At 72.3% G+C, this 19374-nt stretch carries 18 protein-coding genes; 6 read left to right on the top strand and 12 right to left on the bottom strand.

Going from position 1 to position 19374, the window contains the following annotated elements; translation table 11 throughout:
• Positions 1 to 10: 10 nt before the first annotated feature.
• The 8 genes from RM479_RS18100 to RM479_RS18065 all read right to left on the bottom strand — a co-directional run bounded on the left by RM479_RS18100 (position 11) and on the right by RM479_RS18065 (position 8337).
• Positions 11 to 769, bottom strand: coding sequence for a hypothetical protein (locus RM479_RS18100; RefSeq protein ID WP_397222542.1), 759 nt, complete (start codon positions 767 to 769; stop codon positions 11 to 13).
• Positions 770 to 1314: 545 nt separating this feature from the next.
• On the bottom strand, positions 1315 to 2376 hold the full coding sequence (locus RM479_RS18095; RefSeq protein ID WP_311512903.1) for a copper transporter: 1062 nt from the start codon (positions 2374 to 2376) through the stop codon (positions 1315 to 1317).
• The gene (gene steA / locus RM479_RS18090) at positions 2373 to 3545 is read right to left on the bottom strand and encodes a putative cytokinetic ring protein SteA (RefSeq protein ID WP_311512999.1); all 1173 of its coding nucleotides are present in this window, start codon (positions 3543 to 3545) and stop codon (positions 2373 to 2375) included. Before steA ends, RM479_RS18095 begins: the two co-directional genes overlap by 4 nt.
• 204 nt (positions 3546 to 3749) lie before the next feature.
• A complete protein-coding gene (gene recN, locus RM479_RS18085) occupies positions 3750 to 5459 on the bottom strand; it encodes a DNA repair protein RecN (protein ID WP_311512902.1) in 1710 nt (569 codons plus the stop codon).
• Positions 5460 to 5545: 86 nt separating this feature from the next.
• Positions 5546 to 6478, bottom strand: coding sequence for an NAD kinase (locus tag RM479_RS18080; RefSeq protein WP_311512901.1), 933 nt, complete (start codon positions 6476 to 6478; stop codon positions 5546 to 5548).
• Positions 6479 to 6621: 143 nt separating this feature from the next.
• Positions 6622 to 7422 (bottom strand): TlyA family RNA methyltransferase, encoded by an 801-nt coding sequence (locus RM479_RS18075; RefSeq protein WP_311512900.1) that lies wholly within the window; start codon positions 7420 to 7422, stop codon positions 6622 to 6624.
• Positions 7423 to 7428: 6 nt separating this feature from the next.
• Positions 7429 to 7617 (bottom strand): hypothetical protein, encoded by a 189-nt coding sequence (locus RM479_RS18070; RefSeq protein ID WP_311512899.1) that lies wholly within the window; start codon positions 7615 to 7617, stop codon positions 7429 to 7431.
• Positions 7618 to 7650: 33 nt separating this feature from the next.
• Positions 7651 to 8337 (bottom strand): coiled-coil domain-containing protein, encoded by a 687-nt coding sequence (locus RM479_RS18065; RefSeq protein WP_311512898.1) that lies wholly within the window; start codon positions 8335 to 8337, stop codon positions 7651 to 7653.
• Positions 8338 to 8547: 210 nt separating this feature from the next.
• On the opposite strand from RM479_RS18065, the gene RM479_RS18060 reads away from it, so the two are divergent.
• Both RM479_RS18060 and RM479_RS18055 read left to right on the top strand, forming a co-directional pair.
• Complete coding sequence (locus tag RM479_RS18060; protein WP_311512897.1) at positions 8548 to 8904, top strand: SCP2 sterol-binding domain-containing protein; 357 nt, start codon at positions 8548 to 8550, stop codon at positions 8902 to 8904.
• Between the two features lie 20 nt (positions 8905 to 8924).
• Positions 8925 to 10214 (top strand): DUF1015 domain-containing protein, encoded by a 1290-nt coding sequence (locus tag RM479_RS18055; protein WP_311512896.1) that lies wholly within the window; start codon positions 8925 to 8927, stop codon positions 10212 to 10214.
• 7 nt (positions 10215 to 10221) lie between these two features.
• Here the strand turns inward: RM479_RS18055 and RM479_RS18050 are convergent, their stop codons facing one another.
• Positions 10222 to 11715, bottom strand: a complete 1494-nt coding sequence (locus RM479_RS18050; RefSeq protein ID WP_311512895.1) for a serine hydrolase domain-containing protein — start codon at positions 11713 to 11715, stop codon at positions 10222 to 10224.
• 487 nt (positions 11716 to 12202) lie between these two features.
• Between RM479_RS18050 and RM479_RS18045 the strand changes: the two genes are divergently transcribed.
• Entirely contained in the window at positions 12203 to 13210 is a 1008-nt protein-coding gene (locus RM479_RS18045; protein ID WP_311512894.1) for an HAD-IIA family hydrolase, read from the top strand.
• Positions 13211 to 13782: 572 nt separating this feature from the next.
• On the opposite strand, the gene RM479_RS18040 is transcribed toward RM479_RS18045, so the two are convergent.
• Entirely contained in the window at positions 13783 to 14340 is a 558-nt protein-coding gene (locus tag RM479_RS18040) for a single-stranded DNA-binding protein (RefSeq protein WP_311512893.1), read from the bottom strand.
• A gap of 310 nt (positions 14341 to 14650) precedes the next feature.
• On the opposite strand from RM479_RS18040, the gene RM479_RS18035 reads away from it, so the two are divergent.
• A complete protein-coding gene (locus RM479_RS18035) occupies positions 14651 to 15655 on the top strand; it encodes an MBL fold metallo-hydrolase (protein WP_311512998.1) in 1005 nt (334 codons plus the stop codon).
• A gap of 131 nt (positions 15656 to 15786) precedes the next feature.
• The gene (locus RM479_RS18030) at positions 15787 to 16134 is read left to right on the top strand and encodes a GNAT family N-acetyltransferase (RefSeq protein WP_311512892.1); all 348 of its coding nucleotides are present in this window, start codon (positions 15787 to 15789) and stop codon (positions 16132 to 16134) included.
• Between the two features lie 25 nt (positions 16135 to 16159).
• Here RM479_RS18030 and RM479_RS18025 read toward each other — a convergent pair whose 3' ends face one another.
• A complete protein-coding gene (locus tag RM479_RS18025; protein ID WP_311512997.1) occupies positions 16160 to 16567 on the bottom strand; it encodes an NUDIX domain-containing protein in 408 nt (135 codons plus the stop codon).
• Between the two features lie 65 nt (positions 16568 to 16632).
• A complete protein-coding gene (locus RM479_RS18020; protein ID WP_311512891.1) occupies positions 16633 to 17610 on the bottom strand; it encodes a tetratricopeptide repeat protein in 978 nt (325 codons plus the stop codon).
• On the opposite strand from RM479_RS18020, the gene RM479_RS18015 reads away from it, so the two are divergent.
• Complete coding sequence (locus tag RM479_RS18015; protein WP_311512890.1) at positions 17542 to 18789, top strand: hypothetical protein; 1248 nt, start codon at positions 17542 to 17544, stop codon at positions 18787 to 18789. The genes RM479_RS18020 and RM479_RS18015 overlap by 69 nt on opposite strands.
• The last annotated feature ends 585 nt before the right edge of the window (positions 18790 to 19374 follow it).

The following is a 19374-nucleotide window of genomic DNA, read 5'->3' as shown; positions in this document are numbered from 1 at the left end:
CCCGGTCCCCTCACGCGCACCGCCCCCACCGGTCCAGGGCCCGCAGCGGCGGCACCCGGTCGATGACCCGGGAGAAACTCGTGACCTCGCTGGCCAGGGTCAGGGCGACCACCCCGCCCAGCAGGGCCAGCCGCACCGGGCGGGACGCGCGGGCGACCGCGGCCACCCCCAGCGCCGCACCCAGGGCGTTGGCACCCGCGTCGCCCAGCATGGACCGTTCGGCCAGGTCGTCGGAGAGCAACGCGGCACAGGCGCCGACGGTGGGGGCGAGCAACGGCGCCGCCGGGGAGGCCAACCCGGGCAGGGCGGTGAGCAGACCGAACTTGACGGCGCGGCCCGGACGCAGATCGAACAGGTTCACCAGATTGGCACCGGCGGCGATCAGCGCCCCGTCCACCAGGGTGTCCCAGGGGCCGCGCCGCAACAGGGCGGCGGCGGCCAGGCCGGTGACGCCGATGCCCACCATCTTGACCGCGCCGGTGGTCACCCGGCCCCGGGCCAGAGCACCCAGATGACCCCGTAGACCGCGCGCGTCGGCCGACCCGGCCAGGTCGTCGTAGGCGCCGAAACCGGCGGCACCCGCCGCCGCCAACGCCGTCGCCGCCCGCACCCGGGGATCGAGCCCGGGCGTGAGCAGGCTCGCCGCGCACACCCCCGACGCCAACGCCGGCCCCTCCTGGAGGGTGACCCGACGTCCCCGGAAGTTGGTGCGCCACCACGTCCCCGCCCGCGACGGCCCTCCGACCGGGGTCCCCGCGCACCCGGGCACGGCACCGGCCTCACGGGCCAAGACCCGATCGGCTCCGGACGAACCGTCGGCGCGGGCCACGTCCCCGCCGTCGAAGGCCCGGGGCCGGGGCGAGGCACCGGTCCCGGCCGAGCGGGTTCCCCCGCCCCCGGCCCCGCCCGGAACGGTCAACGGCACGGGGGGCACGGCACCCGGAGCCGCCTCCGCGGCACCGGACGGACCACCGGTCGGTGCCGTGGAACCGACGGCGTCCGCGCCCGGCCCTCGACGCCCGTCCCGGGACGGGCCCAGGGCACCGGCCGACGGCGCGGCGCCCGAGGCCGCCGCACCACCGGGTGCGAAGGGCCCGGCGATCACACGCGCACCGGATCGCGCACGGGGCCGGGGGACCGGGACACGGACGGGCTCGACATCAGGGGTGGCCCGGGTGAGCAGCGCGTAGGCGGCGCGCGCCGCCACCGCCGCCACCACGGCACCGATCACCCCCTGCACGGTGGCCGCGGGCACCGCGGCGACACGCCCTCCGCGACCACCGGCGACGTTCAGGGGCCGAGACGACGGTCCCATCACTCACCGCCCGGGACGACCCGGCGGGCCTCGTCGAGACCGTCCGAGGGCTCCGGGGACGGTTCGGTGTCGGCCGTCTCCCGAGGCTCGGGCAACGGGTCCGGAAGGAAACCGTCCACCCCTTCGCCCACCCCGTAGGCGCCACCGTCACCATCGATGTCCTCGGCCAACGCCAGCACCGCCACGATGTCGCCCATCGGTCGCCCCGCCATGTCGACGGTGGCGAAATCGGCCTCCTGCGCGCGGGCCTGCGCGATCATCCCGTGACCGTGCGAGGAGGGCACGTCACCGGTCAGCACCAGTCCCCCGACCCGATCGTGCAGAGCCGACACGAACGCCGTGAGCACCGTGTTCACCGTCTCCCGGTCGTCCCGCCCGGCCTGCTCGGCCGAGGAGGGGGAGACCATCACCACCACGTCGGACCGACCGGCCGGCTCCCCCCGCACCGTGAGCAGACCGCCCTCGACGAACGCCGCCAACGCCGAGGCCGGATCGTGGCCCCCCTCCTCGGCCCCGCCCCCGTCCTCTTCCTCCGCCTCGTCCTCTTCCTCGTCGGGTTCGGGTGCCCGGGCCAGGGCACGGCCGATCTCGATCCCCGCCTTCTCATAGGGCCCAGAACCCGACAGGGACCCGGCGTCGGCGGAGACCTGCAACGCCAGCTCGTCGACGAACGCGGTGTTGGCGGGGTCGACGAACTCCGGGGCGATCTCGACCCGACCGGCGATCCGACCGCCCGCCTCCTCCACACGCTCACCGAGCGAGGCGGCCGTGTCGGCGTCGGCGCCGGGCGCCTGCACCACCACCACCTCCAGCCCCTCCAACCGACCGTCCAGCATGTCCGCCGAGGCCGCGTCGACCATCTGATCGGCACCGGCGTTGACCCGGTCGGCGACATCGCGTTCGGACCGCAGGTCCTCGGTCTGCCCCCGCAGATCGGCGGTCTCGTTCTGCAAGGTGTCGAGCAGCGGATCCTGCAACATGGTGGTGCCCAACACGAGCCCCACCGTCAACGCCAGGAACACCGCGATGATGGACACCAGGTGGTAGCGGAAATCGATCACGTGAACAGCCCCGTCAGCCAGTAGGTGAAGGCGTCCCAGCGCGCCGCGAGGAACGTGAGGTAGACCTGCCCGGCCGGAGAACTGTAGGCGGCGACCACGATCGTGAGCAGGCAGGCCGCCACCAACCCGAGCAACGCCCACGGGGAGATCCGCGAACGGTACAGACGGCTGACGCCCTTGGCGTCCACGAGTTTGCCGCCCACCCGCAACCGGGTGAGGAAGGTACTGGCCATCCCCGACCGCCCCTTGTCCAGGAACTCCTCCAGCGTGGCGTGGGTGCCCACAGCCACGATGAGAGAGGCACCGGAGCCGTCGGCGAGCATCATCGCCACGTCCTCACTGGTACCGGTCGCGGGGAAGACCACGGCGGCGTACCCCAGATCGGTCAGACGCCGCAACCCCGGGGCGCGCCCGTCCCGGTAGGCGTGCACGACCAGCTCGGCGCCACTGGTCAGGGCCCGATCGGACACCGAGTCGAAGTCCCCGACGATGATGTCGGGCCGGTACCCGGCCTCCATGACGGCGTCGGCACCGCCGTCCACCGCGATGATGACCGGACGGAACTCGCGGATATAGGGCCGCAGCGCCGAGATGTCCTCCCGGTAGTGGTAGCCGCGCACGACGATCAGGACGTGCCGGCCCTCCATGTCCGTGGCGATCTCGGGAATGCCGATGCCGTCCAGGAGCAGATCGCGTTCATGCTGGAGGTAGGCCATGGTGTTGGCCGCGAACGCCTCCAACTGGGTGGCCAGCCCGGCGCGGGCCTCGGCCATGGCGGCGGCGACCGTCTCGGGGGTCTGCACCGCACCCCGGGCCACGACCTCCTCGCCCCGGTACAGCACACCGGCGTCCAGGCGCAACCGCTCGCCGTCTCCGACCCGCGTGAAGACCTCCGGGTCGACGTCGTCGACCAACGGGATGCCCGCGGCCGTGATCATCTCCGGCCCCTGATTGGGGTAACGACCGGAGATGCTCCGGGCGACGTTGAGGACCGCGGCGACCCCGCACCCCACCAACGCCTCGGCACTGACCCGGTCCAGGTCCACGTGGTCGATGACCGCGATGTCCCCGGGACGCAACCGCTTGGTCAGGTTCTTGGTGCGCCGGTCCGAGCGCACGGGAGCGACCAGCCCGGTGGGAGGGTCCGCTCGGGCACGGCGGAACCGCATGACCGTGGCGCTGAGTGCATCCGATACCTTCATCGCTGGCATACTGTCAGAAGTCGACTACGCAAAGTCATAAGTGCGTGGTGGTCGGCGTGTTCGGGCTCCGAGCGCCGCACAGGAGTTCCACGACGACGCTCCACCCCGGTGCCTACCCGCACCCGAGCCCCTTATCCCCCACCGGTCACACCCGGACCGCCCGGAACGACCTCACGCGGCCGGATGCGCCCGCTCAGGATCGGCGTTGACCAACAGCTCCTCGGCGTGCGCCCGACCCAGCTCCGAATCCTCAAGACCCGCCAACATCCGCGACAGCTCCCGGACCCGGCCGTCCCGGTCCAAACGCACCACACCGCTCTCGGTGACCAGCCCGTCCGTGGACTTCTCCACCACCAGGTGGGCGTCCGCGAAGGCCGCGACCTGCGGCAGGTGGGTGACCACGATGACCTGGGCCCGGCGCGCCAACCGCGCCAACCGACGCCCGATCTCCACCGCCGCCTTACCGCCCACGCCCGCGTCGACCTCGTCGAACACGAACGTCGGCACCGGGTCGGCACCCGCGAACACCACCTCGATCGCCAACATCACCCGCGACAGCTCACCCCCGGAGGCACCCTTGTGCAAGGGCAGCGGGCGGGCACTGGGGTGGGGCGCCAACAACAACTCCACCTCGTCACGCCCGTGCGACCCGAACTCCTCACCCGTGGTGATGCGCACGCTCACCCGCGCGTGGGGCATGGCCAACGCCGTCAACTCCTCGGTGACCGCCGCGCCGAACCGCTCGGCCGCCTCGCCGCGGATCCGGGTGAGCTCGCCCGCCCACCGGTCCATCCGCTCGCGCAGCTCCTCGACCTCGGCCCGCAACCCCTCGATGCGCTCGTCGTCGCCCTCCAGCGACGCCAATCGCTTGGCCGCGTCCTCCGCCCACACCAGCACGGCGTCGACCGTCTCGCCGTACTTGCGCGACAACGAGGTCAACAACGACCGCCGCTCCTGCACCTGCGCCAACCGGGCCGGATCGGCGTCCACCGACTCGGCGTAGGACGCCAGCTCCGTGGCGGCGTCGCTCAGGATGTAGGACGCCTCGTCCAGCCGCTCACCGATCGACGCCAGCTCCGCGTCGTGCTCGCTGACCGCCGCCACCGCCTGACGGGCCGCCGACAACAGCGCGGCCACGTCCACCTCCACATCGGAGGTCGGATCCCCCGCCAGCGCCTCGTGCGCGGTGGTCGCCGCCATCCGCAACCCGTCGGCGTGCGCCAACCGGGTCTCCTCCGCCAACAACTCGGCGTCCTCACCCGGCAACGGCTCGGCGGCGGTGATCTCCTCCACCCCGAACCGGAGCATGTCGGCCTCCTGGGCGCGCTCACGCGCCCGCTCCGTCAACTCCGTCAACTCCGCCGACACCTCACGGTGACGCCGATGCGCCGCCGTGTACTGCTTCAACGCCTTGGCCAGCTCCTCGCCGGCGAACCGGTCCAACGACGCGCGCTGACGATCGGTGCGCAACAGACGCTGCTGATCGGACTGGCCGTGCACCGCCACCAGATCATCGGCCAGGTACGCCAACAGGCTCACCGGCGCCGACCGGCCGCCCAACGTCGCACGCGAACGGCCCTCCGCCGACACCGTGCGCGCCACGATCAGCACGTCATCGTCGAGCACACCACCGGCCTCGGAGACCCGCTCGGCCACACGGCCCTCGCGCGGCACCGTCAACCGGCCCTCCACCAGGGCGCGATCGGCCCCGGGGCGGACCCGTTGAGGATCGGCCCGGCCACCGAAGAGCAGCCCCAATCCGGTGACGACCATGGTCTTACCCGCGCCGGTCTCACCGGTGACGACGGTCAACCCCGGCGACAGCTCCAACACGGCGTCGTCGATGACCCCGAGTCCCTGGATGCGGACTTCTTCGAGCACCGAACCCTCTCCTGATAGTCGGCCCCACTGTCTTGGCGTTCCCCTCACGGGAACGGCCCGGAACGATCACGCCCTGCCGGGCACGCTCAACGGCCCTGTTCCCCGCGACCGCGCCAGCCCGCGACCGGAAGCCCGAACTTGGCCACCAACCGATCGGTGAAGGGCGCCCGATGCAACCGGGCCAACCGGACCGGCGTATCGGCACGGGTGATCTCCACTCGGGCCCCCGCGGGCAATTCGACCATACGCCGTCCATCACACCAGAGCACGCCCGGCGCCGTGTCCGGCAGCACCTCCAACGCCACCTTCGCCCGCGGCCCCACCACCAACGGCCGGGCGAACAGGGCGTGCGCGCTCAACGGCACCACCAGCAGGGCCTCCACGTCCGGCCACACCACCGGACCACCGGCCGAGAAGGCGTGCGCGGTCGATCCCGTGGGAGTGGCGCACACCACGCCGTCGCACGCCCACCGCGACAACGGACGGCCGTCGATCTCCAGGACCGCCTCCAGGATCCGCCGCGACTCGCCCTTCTCCAAGGTGGCCTCGTTCAACGCCCAGGTGCGCACCGAGGGCACACCGTCGGCACGCCCCCCGTTGAAGACCGCCACCTCCAGGGTCATCCGTTCCTCGACGTCGTAGTTGTGCTCCACGACGCTGTGCACGGTCGCGCCCAGATCCTCGCGCTCGGCCTCGGCCAGGAAGCCCACATGCCCCAGATTGACCCCCAGCAGGGGAGCCCCCGCGGGCCGGGCCAGCTCGGCCGCCCGCAACAGGGTGCCGTCACCGCCCAACACCATGACCAGTTCCACGCCCTCGGCCGCCGACTCCGGCTCGACGACCTCGACCGGGGACAGGGCGCACCCCGCCTCGGCGAGTTCGTCGAGCTCGGCCTTGAGCATGCGCACGGTCAACCCGGCACGGCTGAGGCTTTCGTGGACCAGCCACGCGCTGCGCACCGCCGCGGGTCGACCGGTGTGGGCCAGCAGGAGAACACTGCGTCCGCTGGTCCTGGTCATCGTCGTCCCCTTACGTTCACTCCCCCGAAGGCGAGTTCGGATGCGGTCCGGGGCGTGTGAGCCGACCCGGCCGGGTCACGTTACCGGACCCCTGCGACAGGGTGCCACGCCCTGACCCGGGCCCTGCGACAGGGTGCCACGCCCTAACCCGGGCCCTCTTCCACCGCCCGCGCCAAACGGGCCGGGTCCAGGGCCGGGGCATCGGCGCGCAACCACAGGAAGTACTCGACGTTGCCCGAGGGCCCCGGGAGCGGGCTCGCGACCACGTCCACCGTGCCCAGCCCCAGGGTCAGGGCGTGGGCGGCCACATCGGCCACCGCCCCGGCCCGCAGCTCCGGCTCACGGACCACACCCCCGGCGCCCACCTTGTTCTTGCCCACCTCGAACTGGGGCTTGACCATCATGACGAAATCGGCCCCGGGAGCGACACCGTCGCGCAGCGGACCGAGCACCAACTTCAGGGAGATGAACGACAGATCCCCCACCACCAGGTCGGGGAACGGCTCACCGATCATCTCCGGCGTGAGCTCACGGACGTTGACCCGCTCCATCACCCGCACCCGGTCGTTACTGCGCAACGACCACGCCAACTGCCCGTACCCCACGTCCACGGCCGTCACGTGGGCGGCGCCACGCCGCAGCAGCACATCGGTGAACCCACCGGTGGAGGCACCCGCGTCCAAGGCCCGCCGATCGGCGACGTCCAGGGAGAACGCGTCCAGGGCACCGATGAGCTTGTGCGCCCCACGGGACACGTACGGGGGTTCGTCGGAAGGAGCGCGCACCACGATGGGCTGATCCTGTCCGACCTGGGTGGCCGCTTTGGAGGCCACGATCCCGGCCACCTTCACGAAACCGCCCTCGATGATCTCGGCCGCGTGGCCGCGTGAGCGTGCGTGCCCGCGGCGGACCAGTTCCGCGTCGAGCCGAGTACGTTTTGCCATGATCACCTACGATACCGGCGGTCGCCGGTCGCCTTCCTGATCGAGCGCGCCCAACACCCCCGACAACTCCCGGTGCAGGGAGTCGAAGACCTCCACGTGCCCGGCGGTGGGACACCCCTCCAGCCCCGCCAACCGCTCCCGGGTGCCCTCCAGGGTCCGGGCGGCCACCGCCTCGGCCTGTTCCTTGGGATCCATCGCCCCTCCCGACATCGTCGATCCGCGACGACCCTACTTCTTCGTGGAACTACGGGCCTTGGTGGTGCGCTTGGCGGTGCCCCCGCGCGCCCGGGTGGTCTTGGCCGCCGTGCCCTTGGCGGGCGTCGCCTTCTTGCGGGCGCCCGGTTTGTCCTCGGACCCGGCGTCCGGTTCGGTGTCCGACCCGGCCGCGGTGTCCCCCGGAGCCTCCGAACCGGTCACGTCCACCGCCTCCGCCTCGGAGACCGACGCCACGTCAGCGCCCTCCTCCACGACCGGCGCGGACTCCAGCACGGCCGCGGGCACGGGCTCCGGAGCCACGGGCGTCTCCTCGGCCCTCTCCTGCGGGGCCGGGACCGCCACCGGCCGCTCCCACCCCTGCCGGGCCGCCAGCCGCCGCTCCAACTCCGCCACCCGACGCACCAACCGCTCGTGCTCGGCCCGCGGCACCACGTCCATCCGCTCCAGACGGTGCTCCACCTCGGCCCGGACCAACTCGGCCAACGCCTCCCGGTTGGCCCGACTGGTCTCCAACAACTCCCCGGCCAGCGCCTGGATGCTCTGTCCCACCCGGGGCGGGACCGCGCCCGCCTCGCCGACCGGCGCGCTCGGCCCGCTCGCCCGCAGCAGGGTCTTGGCCGCGGCCACGGCCTCCTTGCGCGAGAGTTCGGTGAGGCCATTGGCGGCATCGAGATACGTGCGCACCGCGTCGACGACCATGATTCGTGTACTCCTTGACGGACCGGACACAAGAAAGGGGAAACGGCGCCGGAAGCGGGAGGGGCACCGTGCGGTGGGGGGTCTCCCGCACAACGCTACCGGGGCCGCGGAGCCCGTGACACGCGAAACCGGCAGCCCGTCCCCTTCGTCCCCTTGGCCGAACGACACCACCATCCGGGCACCCCGCCCCGCGTAGGGCATCATGTGCCCATGAACAGCATCGACGCATGCCTGGACGGCATCGCGAAGGTCAACGAGCGCATCCTCGCCGAACCCGAGTCCGAACGCCGCAAGCACATCCGCGAACGCACGGTGAGCGTGACCGTCCCCGACCTGGCCACCGTGTTCGACATGCGACTGACCATCGAAGGCCTCACCGACATCACCCACCGCTCCCAGACCGCGCCCGCGCCCCGCCCACGGGTCCACGTCACCGTCACCGTCACCAGCGACGACCTCGTCGACCTCGCCGGAGGCCGCCTGGACCCGGCCCGCGCCCTCCTCACCCGCCGCGTCAAGGTGGACGCCAGCATGGGCGACCTGTTGCGCCTGCGCAAACTCCTGTGACCGAGCGGTACCTTGCTGGGATGCCACGCCAACCTCTCGAACTCGCGCCCTTCCGCGGACTGCGCTACGCGAACGGGGACCTCGACCGGTTCATCGACGGGGAGTTCGACCTCGCGCGTCTGCTGGCCCCGCCCTACGACGTCCCCGACGCCGAGGAGGCGCGGGCCCTGCAACGCTCCGACCCGCACAACGCCGCCCGGGTCACCCTGCCCTTCGAGCTCAGCCGCCACAGCACCGCCGGCACCGAAGGCACCGTGCCGCGCCGCTACCGGGCCGCCGCCGCGCTCCTGCACGACTGGGTCGACACCGGTGTGCTCGCCCTCGACCCCCTCCCCGCCCTGTACGTCTACGAACAGGTCACCGCGGACGGGCGCCGTCAACGCGGACTGATCGGGGACCTGCGCCTGCCCGAGGACGGGGACCCTCCGGCGGTCCTGCCCCACGAGGACGTGGCCGACGCCCCGGTCCACGACCGCTTCACCCTCATGAGGGTCGCCAGGGCCAACCTCGAACCGATCTTCCTGCTCTACCGCGGCGCGGGCGGCACCGCCTCCATCACCACCGAGACCGTCACCGACCCGCCCCTGGTGGAGACCCGCACCCGCGACGGCGCCGAACACCGCCTCTGGGCGATCACCGACCCCGACGTCCACACCCGCGTCGCCGCCGACCTCGCCGACCGGTCCGCCCTCATCGCCGACGGCCACCACCGCTACGCCGCCTACCGACGCCTGCGCGCCGCCCACAGCGACCCCGGCTGGCGTCACGGACTCGCCCTCCTCGTGGACAGCGACACCCACCCGCCCCGCCTGGGCGCCATCCACCGGGTCCTGCCCGGCCTGCGCACCGAGGACGCGATCGCCGCGGCCCTGACCGTGGCCGCCGTCGAGACCGTCGACCGGCCGTCCGCGCACGCCTTCGACACGGTCGAGGGACCCGCTCTGCTGCTGGCCTCCCCCGAGGGCGACACCCACCTGGTACACGACTTCGACGAGAACGCCCTGGCCCGCGCCATGCCCGACCGGTCCCCCTCCTGGCGCCACCTGCCCACCGCCGCCCTGCACGAGGTGCTGCTGCCGCTGTGGGGCATCTCCGAGGAGGCGGTGCGCATGGTCCACGACGACCCCGCCGAGGCCGTGGCCGCCGCCCACCACGAGAAGGGCACCGCCGTCATCGTGCCCGCCCTCGACGTCCACCTGGTCTACGAGATCGCCGCCCAGGGCGAACCGACCCCGCGCAAATCCACCTCCTTCGGCCCCAAACCGCGCACCGGACTGGTCATGCGGCTCCTGGACACCTCCGACCGCTGACCCCTCCTCACCGGGCCGCCGCCGATGCGGCGGCCCGCCGGACCAGGACACCGACGCGCACCGCCCACACCACCGTCACCGCCGTCGTCGCCACCACCAGGAACACCACCGACGTCGGCACCGTGTACAACGCCTGCGTCCACGTGAGGTCACGGCCCCCCGCCGACACGGAGATCCACCGGTGCGGGAACGACGCCGCGGCCACCACCACCGCCGCACCGAGCGCCCCCACCGGGAACCGCCACCGGCGCCCCCGCACCGCCAGGGCCCACCCCGGGGCACGACGCACACCCCGCACCGCGAAGAACACCACCACCCCCATCGAGACGACCAGCACCACGTCCACCACCAGGAGCCACACCCCGACCGGGGCCGGCGGCTCCACCCCCTCGACCAGGGCGACCAGCCCCCACATCAGGTTCGCGGCGTCCCCGGACCCCAGACCGGTACCGGCCATGACCGCGATCCCCACACCGCTCTCGGGCAACAACGCCTGGTGGGCGGTATAGGTGAACTGGATTCCACCGTGGGAGATCAGCGGCGCGCCCGTCCCGGTCCGCCCCACGCTCCAGCCGAACGCCCTGTCCGCGCCCGGCCCCTCGCCGCCGAGCGGAGCGAGGGTGGCCTCCCATCCCCCCGGCGACAGGATCCGCCCATCGTCGGGACCCGCGCCACCGCTGTACTGGGCGATGAGCCACCGAGCCATGTCGTCCGCCGTGGAGACCATGCCGCCCGAACCGTTGACATACCCCTCCGGCTCCGGCAGGGCCACGGCCCGCCCCAGGACCGACACGTGCCCCGACGCCACCCCCGCGGCGAAGACCTCCTCGGCCGTGTCCACGGTGACGGTGTCGACCATCCCCAACGGCGCCAGCACACGCTCGTCCAGAACCTCGGCGAAGGGCCGCCCCTCCACCACCTCCACCATCCGCGCCAACACGTGGTAGTTCGGGTTGTGGTAGTGCTCCTCCGCCCCCGGATCGGCGACCAGGGAGGCGTCGGACAGCCGGGCCACCGCACCCTCCAGATCCCCCGTTGTCGGCTCGCTCTTCTCCCTGAACCCGACATCGGACATGCCCGAGGTGTGCGTGAGCAACTGCCGCACCGTGATCTCGTCCCCGCGCGGGTCGTCGACGGCGAACTCCGGCAGATGCGCCACCACCGGATCGTCCAAGGCGATCGCACCGCCCTCCACCAGGGTCATGACGGTGACCGCCGTGAACGCCTTACCGACCGAGGCCGTCCCCATCGGGGTGCGGGCGCTCATCGGCCCACCGCGGGAATCGACCCCGTACCCGGCCGCCCGCACCACCTCCCTCCCCCGGGTGACGGCCACGGCCGCACCCGGCAACGGCGTGGCGTCCAGATAATCGGCCACGTACGCGTCCACGGCCTCGGCCGTGAGCGGTGTCTCCGCCCCGGGGGAGGCGAAGGAGGGGGAAGGCGCGGGAACGACGAGGGCCGTGGCCAGCGATACCGTGATGGTGATCCGGGAGAACATGCGACCATGCTCGCCGCACGCCCCCGTCCCCCACCACACGGTCACCCGCACGGTCACCCTGCGGTCAGCCCCACCCCGGGGAGCGCGCACCCCCTGCACGCGCACGAGGCCCCCACATGATCCCGGGAAGCACACGCACCGGTCGCGCGCACGAGGAAACCGCCTACGACGACCCGACCGGACGCTCCGCACACCCTCCCCACGACCCGACCGCCCCGGGACCGGGCCCGGCGACACCGCCCCGGACTCCGACGACCTCCCCACCCCGAGCCCGGCCCGGAAGGCCACCGGACCGTCACCCCCGGCCGGACCGACCCGGCGACGGCCCACCCGACCTCCGCCGCCGACTCCGCCACCCCCGGGCACCACCGCCGAGCCCGTGCGACACAACGCACACCCCGTCCGGCGGCGCCCGCTCCCGCCGCCCAGGAGGTGGGCCGTACCCTGAAGGACGTCCACCGCCGCCGCACGGAACGGGTCCGCCGCCATGTCCCTGCTCGCCGCCGAGCACCCCTTGAGCACGATCCACGACGCGCTGCTCCTGGACCTGGACGGGGTCGTCTACATCGGCCCGCACGCCGTGCCCGCCGCCCCCGAGGCGATCGACAAGGCCCGCGCCGCGGGCGCACGAGTGGCGTTCGTGACCAACAACGCCGGTCGCACCCCCGCCCGGATCGCCGAACACCTCACCCACCTGGGCGTCGACGCCACCCCGCAGGACGTGGTGACCTCCGCCGAGGCCGCCGCCCGCCTCATCTCCCAACGCCACCCCGCCGGCTCCGAGGTCCTCGTGGTCGGTGACACCGGTCTGCGCCAAGCGGTGCGCCGCATGGGCCTGACGCCGGTCACCGTGGCCACCGACTCCGTGGTCGCCGTGGTACAGGGCTACTCGCGCAACATGACCCGCGACCTGCTCGACCAGGGCACCCTGGCGGTGGCGCGCGGCGCCTTCTACGTCGCCGCCAACGCCGACGCCACCGCCCCCACCGAATGGGGCACCACCCCGGCCAACGGCTCCTTCGTCCGTGTGATCGCACACGCCACCGGCGTCGAACCGGTCATCGCCGGCAAGCCCATGCGCCCCCTGCACGAGGAGGGCATACGCCGGACCGGGGCCCGCCACCCGCTCATCGTCGGCGACCGGTTGGACACCGACATCGAGGGCGCCATCGTGCACGGCGCGGCCGGCCTGCTCGTGCTCTCGGGGGTGACCACCCCGCTGGACCTGCTCAAAGCACCCGAGCACCAACGCCCCGACTACCTCTCCTGGGACGTGTCGGGCATGAACCACACCCACCCGTCCGTCGACCTCCTCGACAACGGGGCCCGCTGCGGCGGATGGACCGTCACCGTGATCGACGGCACCCCCGCCCTGACCGGTTCCGGAGACCGCTTGGACGGCCTGCGCGCACTGTGCGCCGCCGTGTGGGCCGCCCCGACGACGGACCCGACCGGCCCGGCCGCACGCGCCGCCCTGGACCACCTGGGCTGGTGACCCCACCGGGAGCGACATCCACCCCGGCCGGAACGCCTCCCCGTGCGTGGACGACCCGCGCCCCCGGCCACCCATCCGGCCCGCGCCGGGCCCGGTGCCATCCCCGGCCCTCGGTGGTGGCGACGGACAACGGCCCGCCCTCCCGGGAGACCGCACCCCCACCCGGCCCACGCCCGACACCCCACCGGACCCGGGTGTGAGGGGCACCGACGGACAAGGGCGAACGCCGTGGGAGCGGCCTTCCCCGGGAGGACGGTCCCGCGACGACGGGCGCGTGCGACACGGCTCCCGTCCTTCACCGAGACCGCGCGACGGCGCGTGCGAAGGCCGCAGGCGCGGCGCACCGGGCCAGCGCCACCTCCCACGCCACGAGAACGCCCCCCGTGCGCCGGCGGCCACCGGACCCGCCACCGGACTCCGAAGAGCGGCCCGGCGCCGGGAACGCGCGCACGACACCACCGTGACGAGGGCGCGGACGGCACGGCGCACACCCCGCACCGCGCAGGAACGCCGGGACCGGACGGCCGCGACCACCGCGGGGGGCCGCGGCCTCGCCGGTCGGCTCCACCGGTTCACCGCCCACCCCTCTCACCGGAGGGGAGCGCGAAAGGCACCGCCGAGGCGACAGGCCCGCCATCACCGAGAGCCGCGACGGACTCCCCCACCGGGCCATGACGGCGCACCAGCTCCACCGCGCCGGCCTCCACCTCATAGGTGATGCGAACACCCGACCGCCCCTGCCAGGCCCGACGGCGCAACCCGCCCATCACCCGAACGACATCACCCGATCGCCACTCCCGGACCTCCGTGTGCAACCCGGGATCGAAGCTGACGCAGTAGATCGAATCGGAGCGCCGTCCCGGGAAACCGTCCGCGGGAGACCTGCTCACACAGATCCGCCACGAGGCCAGCCAATCCCCGCTCGGCATCTCCCGGAACACCGCCTCGGAGGTGACCCGTCCCACCAACAACACCTCGTTGAAGTGCTCCTCGTCCTCGACCCCCCGCCGAGGGGACGTCGCCTCCCCCGGACCGACGTCCCCCACGGCCGGGGACCCCCGCCCCGCCCCACCGGAACCGGGCTGCCGGGCCGTGACCCCCACCGCGATCCGCACACCGTCCTGCTGCATGTGTCCTCCAAAGGCCTGAGGCGTCGAACATGAGGGGAAGAGCGACACGACGCGTGGCGTGGCGTGTGCGCGGCACCGAGGGACCGAGGGACCGCGATGACCGAAGACGCGCGCTCTCGATATTCAGGATCACCGCCCACCGGCCCCGGGGAAAGAGGCGGATCGCGCCTGTGGAAAACCACCTCGGCCGGACGCCGCCCGACGATCCCCGCCCCGACACGGGCGATCACCGCCCGCGTGTCCTAGAGTCGGATTCGGATCCGGTTCCTCCCGGACCCCACGACGACCAGAGGGAACAGGGGTGCCTACCGTGCACGACGACGTGGACGTGAGCCGCCTGCCCGAGGGGATCACCCCCCTGGGCAACGACATCTTCGCCATCGACACGATGCTCGCCGGTTATCCCGGAATCGTGTCCAGCTACCTCATCCGCACCGAACGCCCCTGCATCGTCGAGGTCGGCACCGCCGGTTCGGCGCGGATCCTGCACGACGCCGTCGTCGCCCTGGGCCTGGCCCCGGCCGACCTGGCCACCATCGTCGTCACCCACATCCACCTCGACCACGCCGGGGGCACCGGTGACATGGCCGCCCTCTTCCCCAACGCCGAGATCGTCGTGCACGAACGCGGCGCCCGACACCTGGCCGACCCCGGTCGGCTCATGCGCAGCGCCGCCATGGTCTGGGGCGACCGCCTGGACGCCCTCTTCGGTCGCATGAGCCCCACCGAGGCCCGACGCATCCGCTCCGTGTCCGAGACCGGGGAGATCGACCTGGGCGGCGGCCGTCAACTCGTCACCCACTACGCCCCCGGCCACGCCAAACACCACATGGGCCTGGTCGACACCCTCACCGGCGACCTGTACGTGGGCGACGCCCTGGGCGTGTACAACCCGCTCACCGGCGACATCCGACCCGCCACGCCCCCGCCGGACTTCGACCTGGAGGCCTGCCTGCGCACCCTGCGCCTGTTCGGCGACATCAACGCGCAGCGTCTGATGTTCTCCCACTTCGGAGCGGTCGACACGGTCTCCGAGACCATCGATCGGGCCGAGGCCGAACTGTGCCTGTGGGTGGACACGGTGCGCGAGTCACACGGCTCCGTCGGCGACCTCGACCACGCCATCGCCATGGTCCGCGACAAGGTGATCACCCGCTACCGCCCGCTGCCCCCGGACGCCTCCCCCGAGGCCGCCGCCGTCCTGGACACCCTGAGCGGCGCCGAGGCCAACGTGTCCGGCATCGTGCACTGGCTCGACCGCCTGGAACAGGAACGCGCCGAGGCAGAACGCGGGGAACGCGAAGACCGGGCCTGAACCGGGCCCCGGGCGGGGGCGTCACCCGACCATCGGTCATCGGTCGGATCCGGGCGACGTTCCCTGCCGGGAGGCGTACCGACAGCGGGACGCGCGCCGACGAACCCGGCCCGGGCCACGAGGAGGGGTTCATGTCCTTCGAGGAAGGGTTCCAGGGCCCGTGGAGCCATCCCCTGAGCGACCTGGACCTGAGCCTGGTCTTCCTGCACGAGGGCACCCCGGCCGGGATCACCTGTGACGGATCCGACCGCCGCACCCGTCTGGAGTCGTCGATGACGGGGACCCTGCGGGAGTACCGGGGACTCGGCCTGGCCGGATACGCCGAACACGTCGCCCTCCTGCGCGCACGCGAACGCGGCATCACCCACGCCTCCACCGGCGATCACGAGGCCAACGCACCGATGCCGGCCATCGACCGCCGGCTCGGCTACACCCTCCTCGGCGAGGAGACCGACTACATCAAGCGGCTCGACGGCTGACACGCCCGCATCGGGGAACGCCCCATCAGACCGGCCGCGCCCCCGGCAGACCCAGGACCAGCAACAGGTGGGCATAGAGCCCGTCCGCCCAGGAGAGCTCCTCATCGGACGGCAGAACGTCGAACTCCCGGACCTCCACCGTCTCGAACTCCCCGGTGAGCGGTGCCAGGTCGACGACCTGCGCGTGCGTGACGACGGTGACGTGACCGGCCGAGAGAACGTAGTACCCGGCCACTCGGACCTCACCGAGGGTCGCCCCGGCCTCCTCCGCGGCCTCACGGCGCGCCGTGTCCAGGACGCTCTCACCCTCCTCGGCGTGCCCACCGGGGAACTCCCAGGCGCGATGGCGGTTGCGGACCAGCAGCGGCCGGTCCCCCCGGTAGGTCAGACACACCACGGAATGGTGGACCTCGGGAAGGGCCCCCAGACGCACGACGGCACCGCCGAGCGGTTCGGATCCGCCCGACGGTGCCATGGGTTCACGCCCTCGCGCCGAGGTCAGTCACGCTCCCGGACGTCACGGTCATCGGGACGACCGTCGGACTCCCCGCTCGCCTCGGTCTCGGCGGCGCCGTCCTCGGTACCGGACACCGTCCCGGACTCTCGCTCGGGCTCGGTCACCGGCGCATCGTCGGGGCCGGGCTCGTCGGAAGCCTCGAAGGCCTCCTCGTCCTCGGTGTCCACGACGTCCCCGTCGTCATCACCTTGAACGTCGTCACGAACATGACGGTGGTCGTGGTCACGGCCTCGTTCGACCGTGGGAGCGGACGGCGCCTCTTCCGGCTCCTCGAAGTCCTGCTCCTCGGCGTCGGTCCAGACGATGCCGTCCTCCAGGTCGACATCGACCAGCTCGACGCCCTCCAGGGTCGCCAGACGCTCATCGGCGTCGGTCACCCCGTCGGTGTCGACGGCGGCCGCTCGGGAGAAGTACTCGCGAGCGTCCTCCTCACGTCCGAGTTCCTCCAGGACATCGGCGTAGGCGTAGAACAGACGCGCGATCCACGGCCGGGCCCGACGTTCCTTCAGCTCCGGGACCTGCAACTCGGCGAGCGCGCCCTTGGGGTCGCCCATGTCCCGCCGCGCCCCGGAGGCGACGATGCGCAACTCGATCCGCTCCTCGGCGTCGAGCGCCTCGGCCGCCGGGTCCCCGGTGATCTCCAAGGCCCGCTCGGGGCGGCCCAGTCCGCGTTCACAGTCGGCCATGACCGCGAGGAAGTTGTCGCGCCCGCTCATCCGCCGTGCGGCGCGCAGGTCCGACAGGGCCTCCTGCCACTTGCCCACCGTGTACGCGGCGACACCGGAGGCCTCGCGGACACTCGGGAGACGGGACGCCTTGCGGCGGGCGTAGGAGGCGTGCACGTAGGCCCGCTCCGGGTCCTCGTCCATGAGCAGACCCGCGGCGACGATGTGCTTGCCGACCAGTTCGGCCAGAGACTTGGGCAGAGAGTTGAGGTCGCGCCTGGTGTCGGCGTCCAACTGGTCGTAGGTCGCCTCTTCGGGAAGCTGCGGAGCGATGTCCGCGGGATCGCGGTCCTCACGGGGAGGACGACGGTCGTCACGGTAACCGCCCCGGTCGTTGCGGAAGCCGCCCCCGCGATGGTCGTCCCGACGGTCACGGTCGCCTCGGTATCCACCACCGCGACGGTCGTCCCGGCCCTGGTACCCACCACGGTCATCGCGCTGGCCACCACGGTCGCCACGGAACCCACCGCGATCGTCACGCGGACCACTACGGTCGTCCCGACGATCACGGTCGCCACGGAACCCACCACGGTCATCGCGGGGACCACTACGGCCACGGTCCTGAACCCGATCATTGCGGCCCTGGTACCCACCACGGTCATCGCGCTGGCCACCACGGTCGCCACGGTACCCACCGCGATCATCGCGCGGACCACTACGGTCGTCCCGACGATCACGGTCGCCACGGAACCCACCACGGTCATCGCGCGGACCACTACGGTCGTCCCGACGATCACGGTCGCCACGGAACCCACCACGGTCATCGCGCGGACCACTACGGCCACGGTCCTGAACCCGATCATTGCGGCCCTGGTACCCACCACGGTCATCGCGCTGGCCACCACGGTCGCCACGGTACCCACCGCGATCGTCACGCGGACCACTACGGTCATCCCGACGATCACGGTCGCCACGGAACCCACCACGATCGTCACGCGGACCACTACGGTCATCCCGACGATCACGGTCGCCACGGAACCCACCACGATCGCCGTCCTGAACCCGGTCGTTACCGTAGCCGCCACGGGCACCCTGGTAGCCGCCCCGATCGTCCCGACGGTTCCGGTCGCCACCGGAACCACCGCGATCACGGTCTTGGTTCCGGTCCCCGCGATACCCTCCGCGATCATCGCGGGAGCCGCCTCTGTCATCGCGACGGTCGCTGCGGTACCCACCACGGTTCCGGTCATCACCACGGAAACCACCGCGCCGGTCATCCCGACCTCGGTCGTCTCTAGGGCCCTCATAGCCGGAACGGGAGCGGGGCCCGTCACCGCGTCCCCGACCGTCAGAGGCACCGGAGCGGCCACTGTTGTGCTCGTTTGCTCCGGAGTCCTCGCGGTCTCCCGATCGGCTGTCCTCAGTCATCCAACCCGTCCGTCAACACTCAAAAGCGCTGCCACTGAGCAGTAGCAGCGCGTCATGGTAATCGTGTCCTCCAGCTTACGTCATGGAGTCGGTGGGGACCGCCAAAGTCCGAGTGCTCAAAGTCCCAGCCCCAAGCGAAATAGAGGCCCGGGCAAAGAACACCAGCTCGCACTGGCGGTCCGGGCCTGAAGACGAAGCCCGACCTGCGACCCACCCGCGATGGGCCGCTTTCCCAAGGCCCGACCATAGCCGTGGAAGGTACGTTCTCGGGTTCTCGCTTTCCCTTTGGATCGGGCCATGGACTGGGCTCCTGTGGGGACCCTTTCCCCTCGCCCCGGGCCTGGGCGAGGGCTTTCGGCTGGGCCCGGAGGGTCGCTGTTGTCCCTTCGGCCCCCGCCACGGTCGTCGAAGGACCCCCAAGACCCCGCATACGAAAAAAAGGGGGGGTGGCTCCCGGCCACCCCCACCCCAACACAAAAAAAGGGGGGGCCGCCCACGGCGACCCCCCACACACCAACCCCACCCACGAAGGGAGACCCGCCCCAACAGAGACGGGCCTCGACCCCCAAGAAAAACCGTGGCGGCAACCTACTCTCCCACCCCACCACAGGGCAGTACCATCAGCGCAAG

This window comes from Nocardiopsis lambiniae, assembly GCF_031845465.1.
GTDB classification, from domain to species: domain Bacteria; phylum Actinomycetota; class Actinomycetes; order Streptosporangiales; family Streptosporangiaceae; genus Nocardiopsis; species Nocardiopsis lambiniae.
The sequence above is the reverse complement of the archived record's forward strand: the minus strand, read 5'-3'. Positions and strand labels throughout refer to the sequence as shown.

What these genes read in the sequence shown, in the direction of transcription:
- steA (WP_311512999.1), bottom strand. Translation starts at nt 3,545, where the DNA reads ATGCGGTTCCGCCGTGCCCGAGCGGACCCTCCCACCGGGCTGGTCGCT.
- RM479_RS18080 (WP_311512901.1), bottom strand. Translation starts at nt 6,478, where the DNA reads ATGACCAGGACCAGCGGACGCAGTGTTCTCCTGCTGGCCCACACCGGT.
- RM479_RS18030 (WP_311512892.1), top strand. Translation starts at nt 15,787, where the DNA reads ATGTCCTTCGAGGAAGGGTTCCAGGGCCCGTGGAGCCATCCCCTGAGC.
- RM479_RS18065 (WP_311512898.1), bottom strand. Translation starts at nt 8,337, where the DNA reads ATGGTCGTCGACGCGGTGCGCACGTATCTCGATGCCGCCAATGGCCTC.
- RM479_RS18040 (WP_311512893.1), bottom strand. Translation starts at nt 14,340, where the DNA reads ATGCAGCAGGACGGTGTGCGGATCGCGGTGGGGGTCACGGCCCGGCAG.
- RM479_RS18045 (WP_311512894.1), top strand. Translation starts at nt 12,203, where the DNA reads ATGTCCCTGCTCGCCGCCGAGCACCCCTTGAGCACGATCCACGACGCG.
- RM479_RS18070 (WP_311512899.1), bottom strand. Translation starts at nt 7,617, where the DNA reads ATGGATCCCAAGGAACAGGCCGAGGCGGTGGCCGCCCGGACCCTGGAG.
- RM479_RS18050 (WP_311512895.1), bottom strand. Translation starts at nt 11,715, where the DNA reads ATGTTCTCCCGGATCACCATCACGGTATCGCTGGCCACGGCCCTCGTC.
- RM479_RS18055 (WP_311512896.1), top strand. Translation starts at nt 8,925, where the DNA reads ATGCCACGCCAACCTCTCGAACTCGCGCCCTTCCGCGGACTGCGCTAC.
- RM479_RS18060 (WP_311512897.1), top strand. Translation starts at nt 8,548, where the DNA reads ATGAACAGCATCGACGCATGCCTGGACGGCATCGCGAAGGTCAACGAG.
- RM479_RS18075 (WP_311512900.1), bottom strand. Translation starts at nt 7,422, where the DNA reads ATGGCAAAACGTACTCGGCTCGACGCGGAACTGGTCCGCCGCGGGCAC.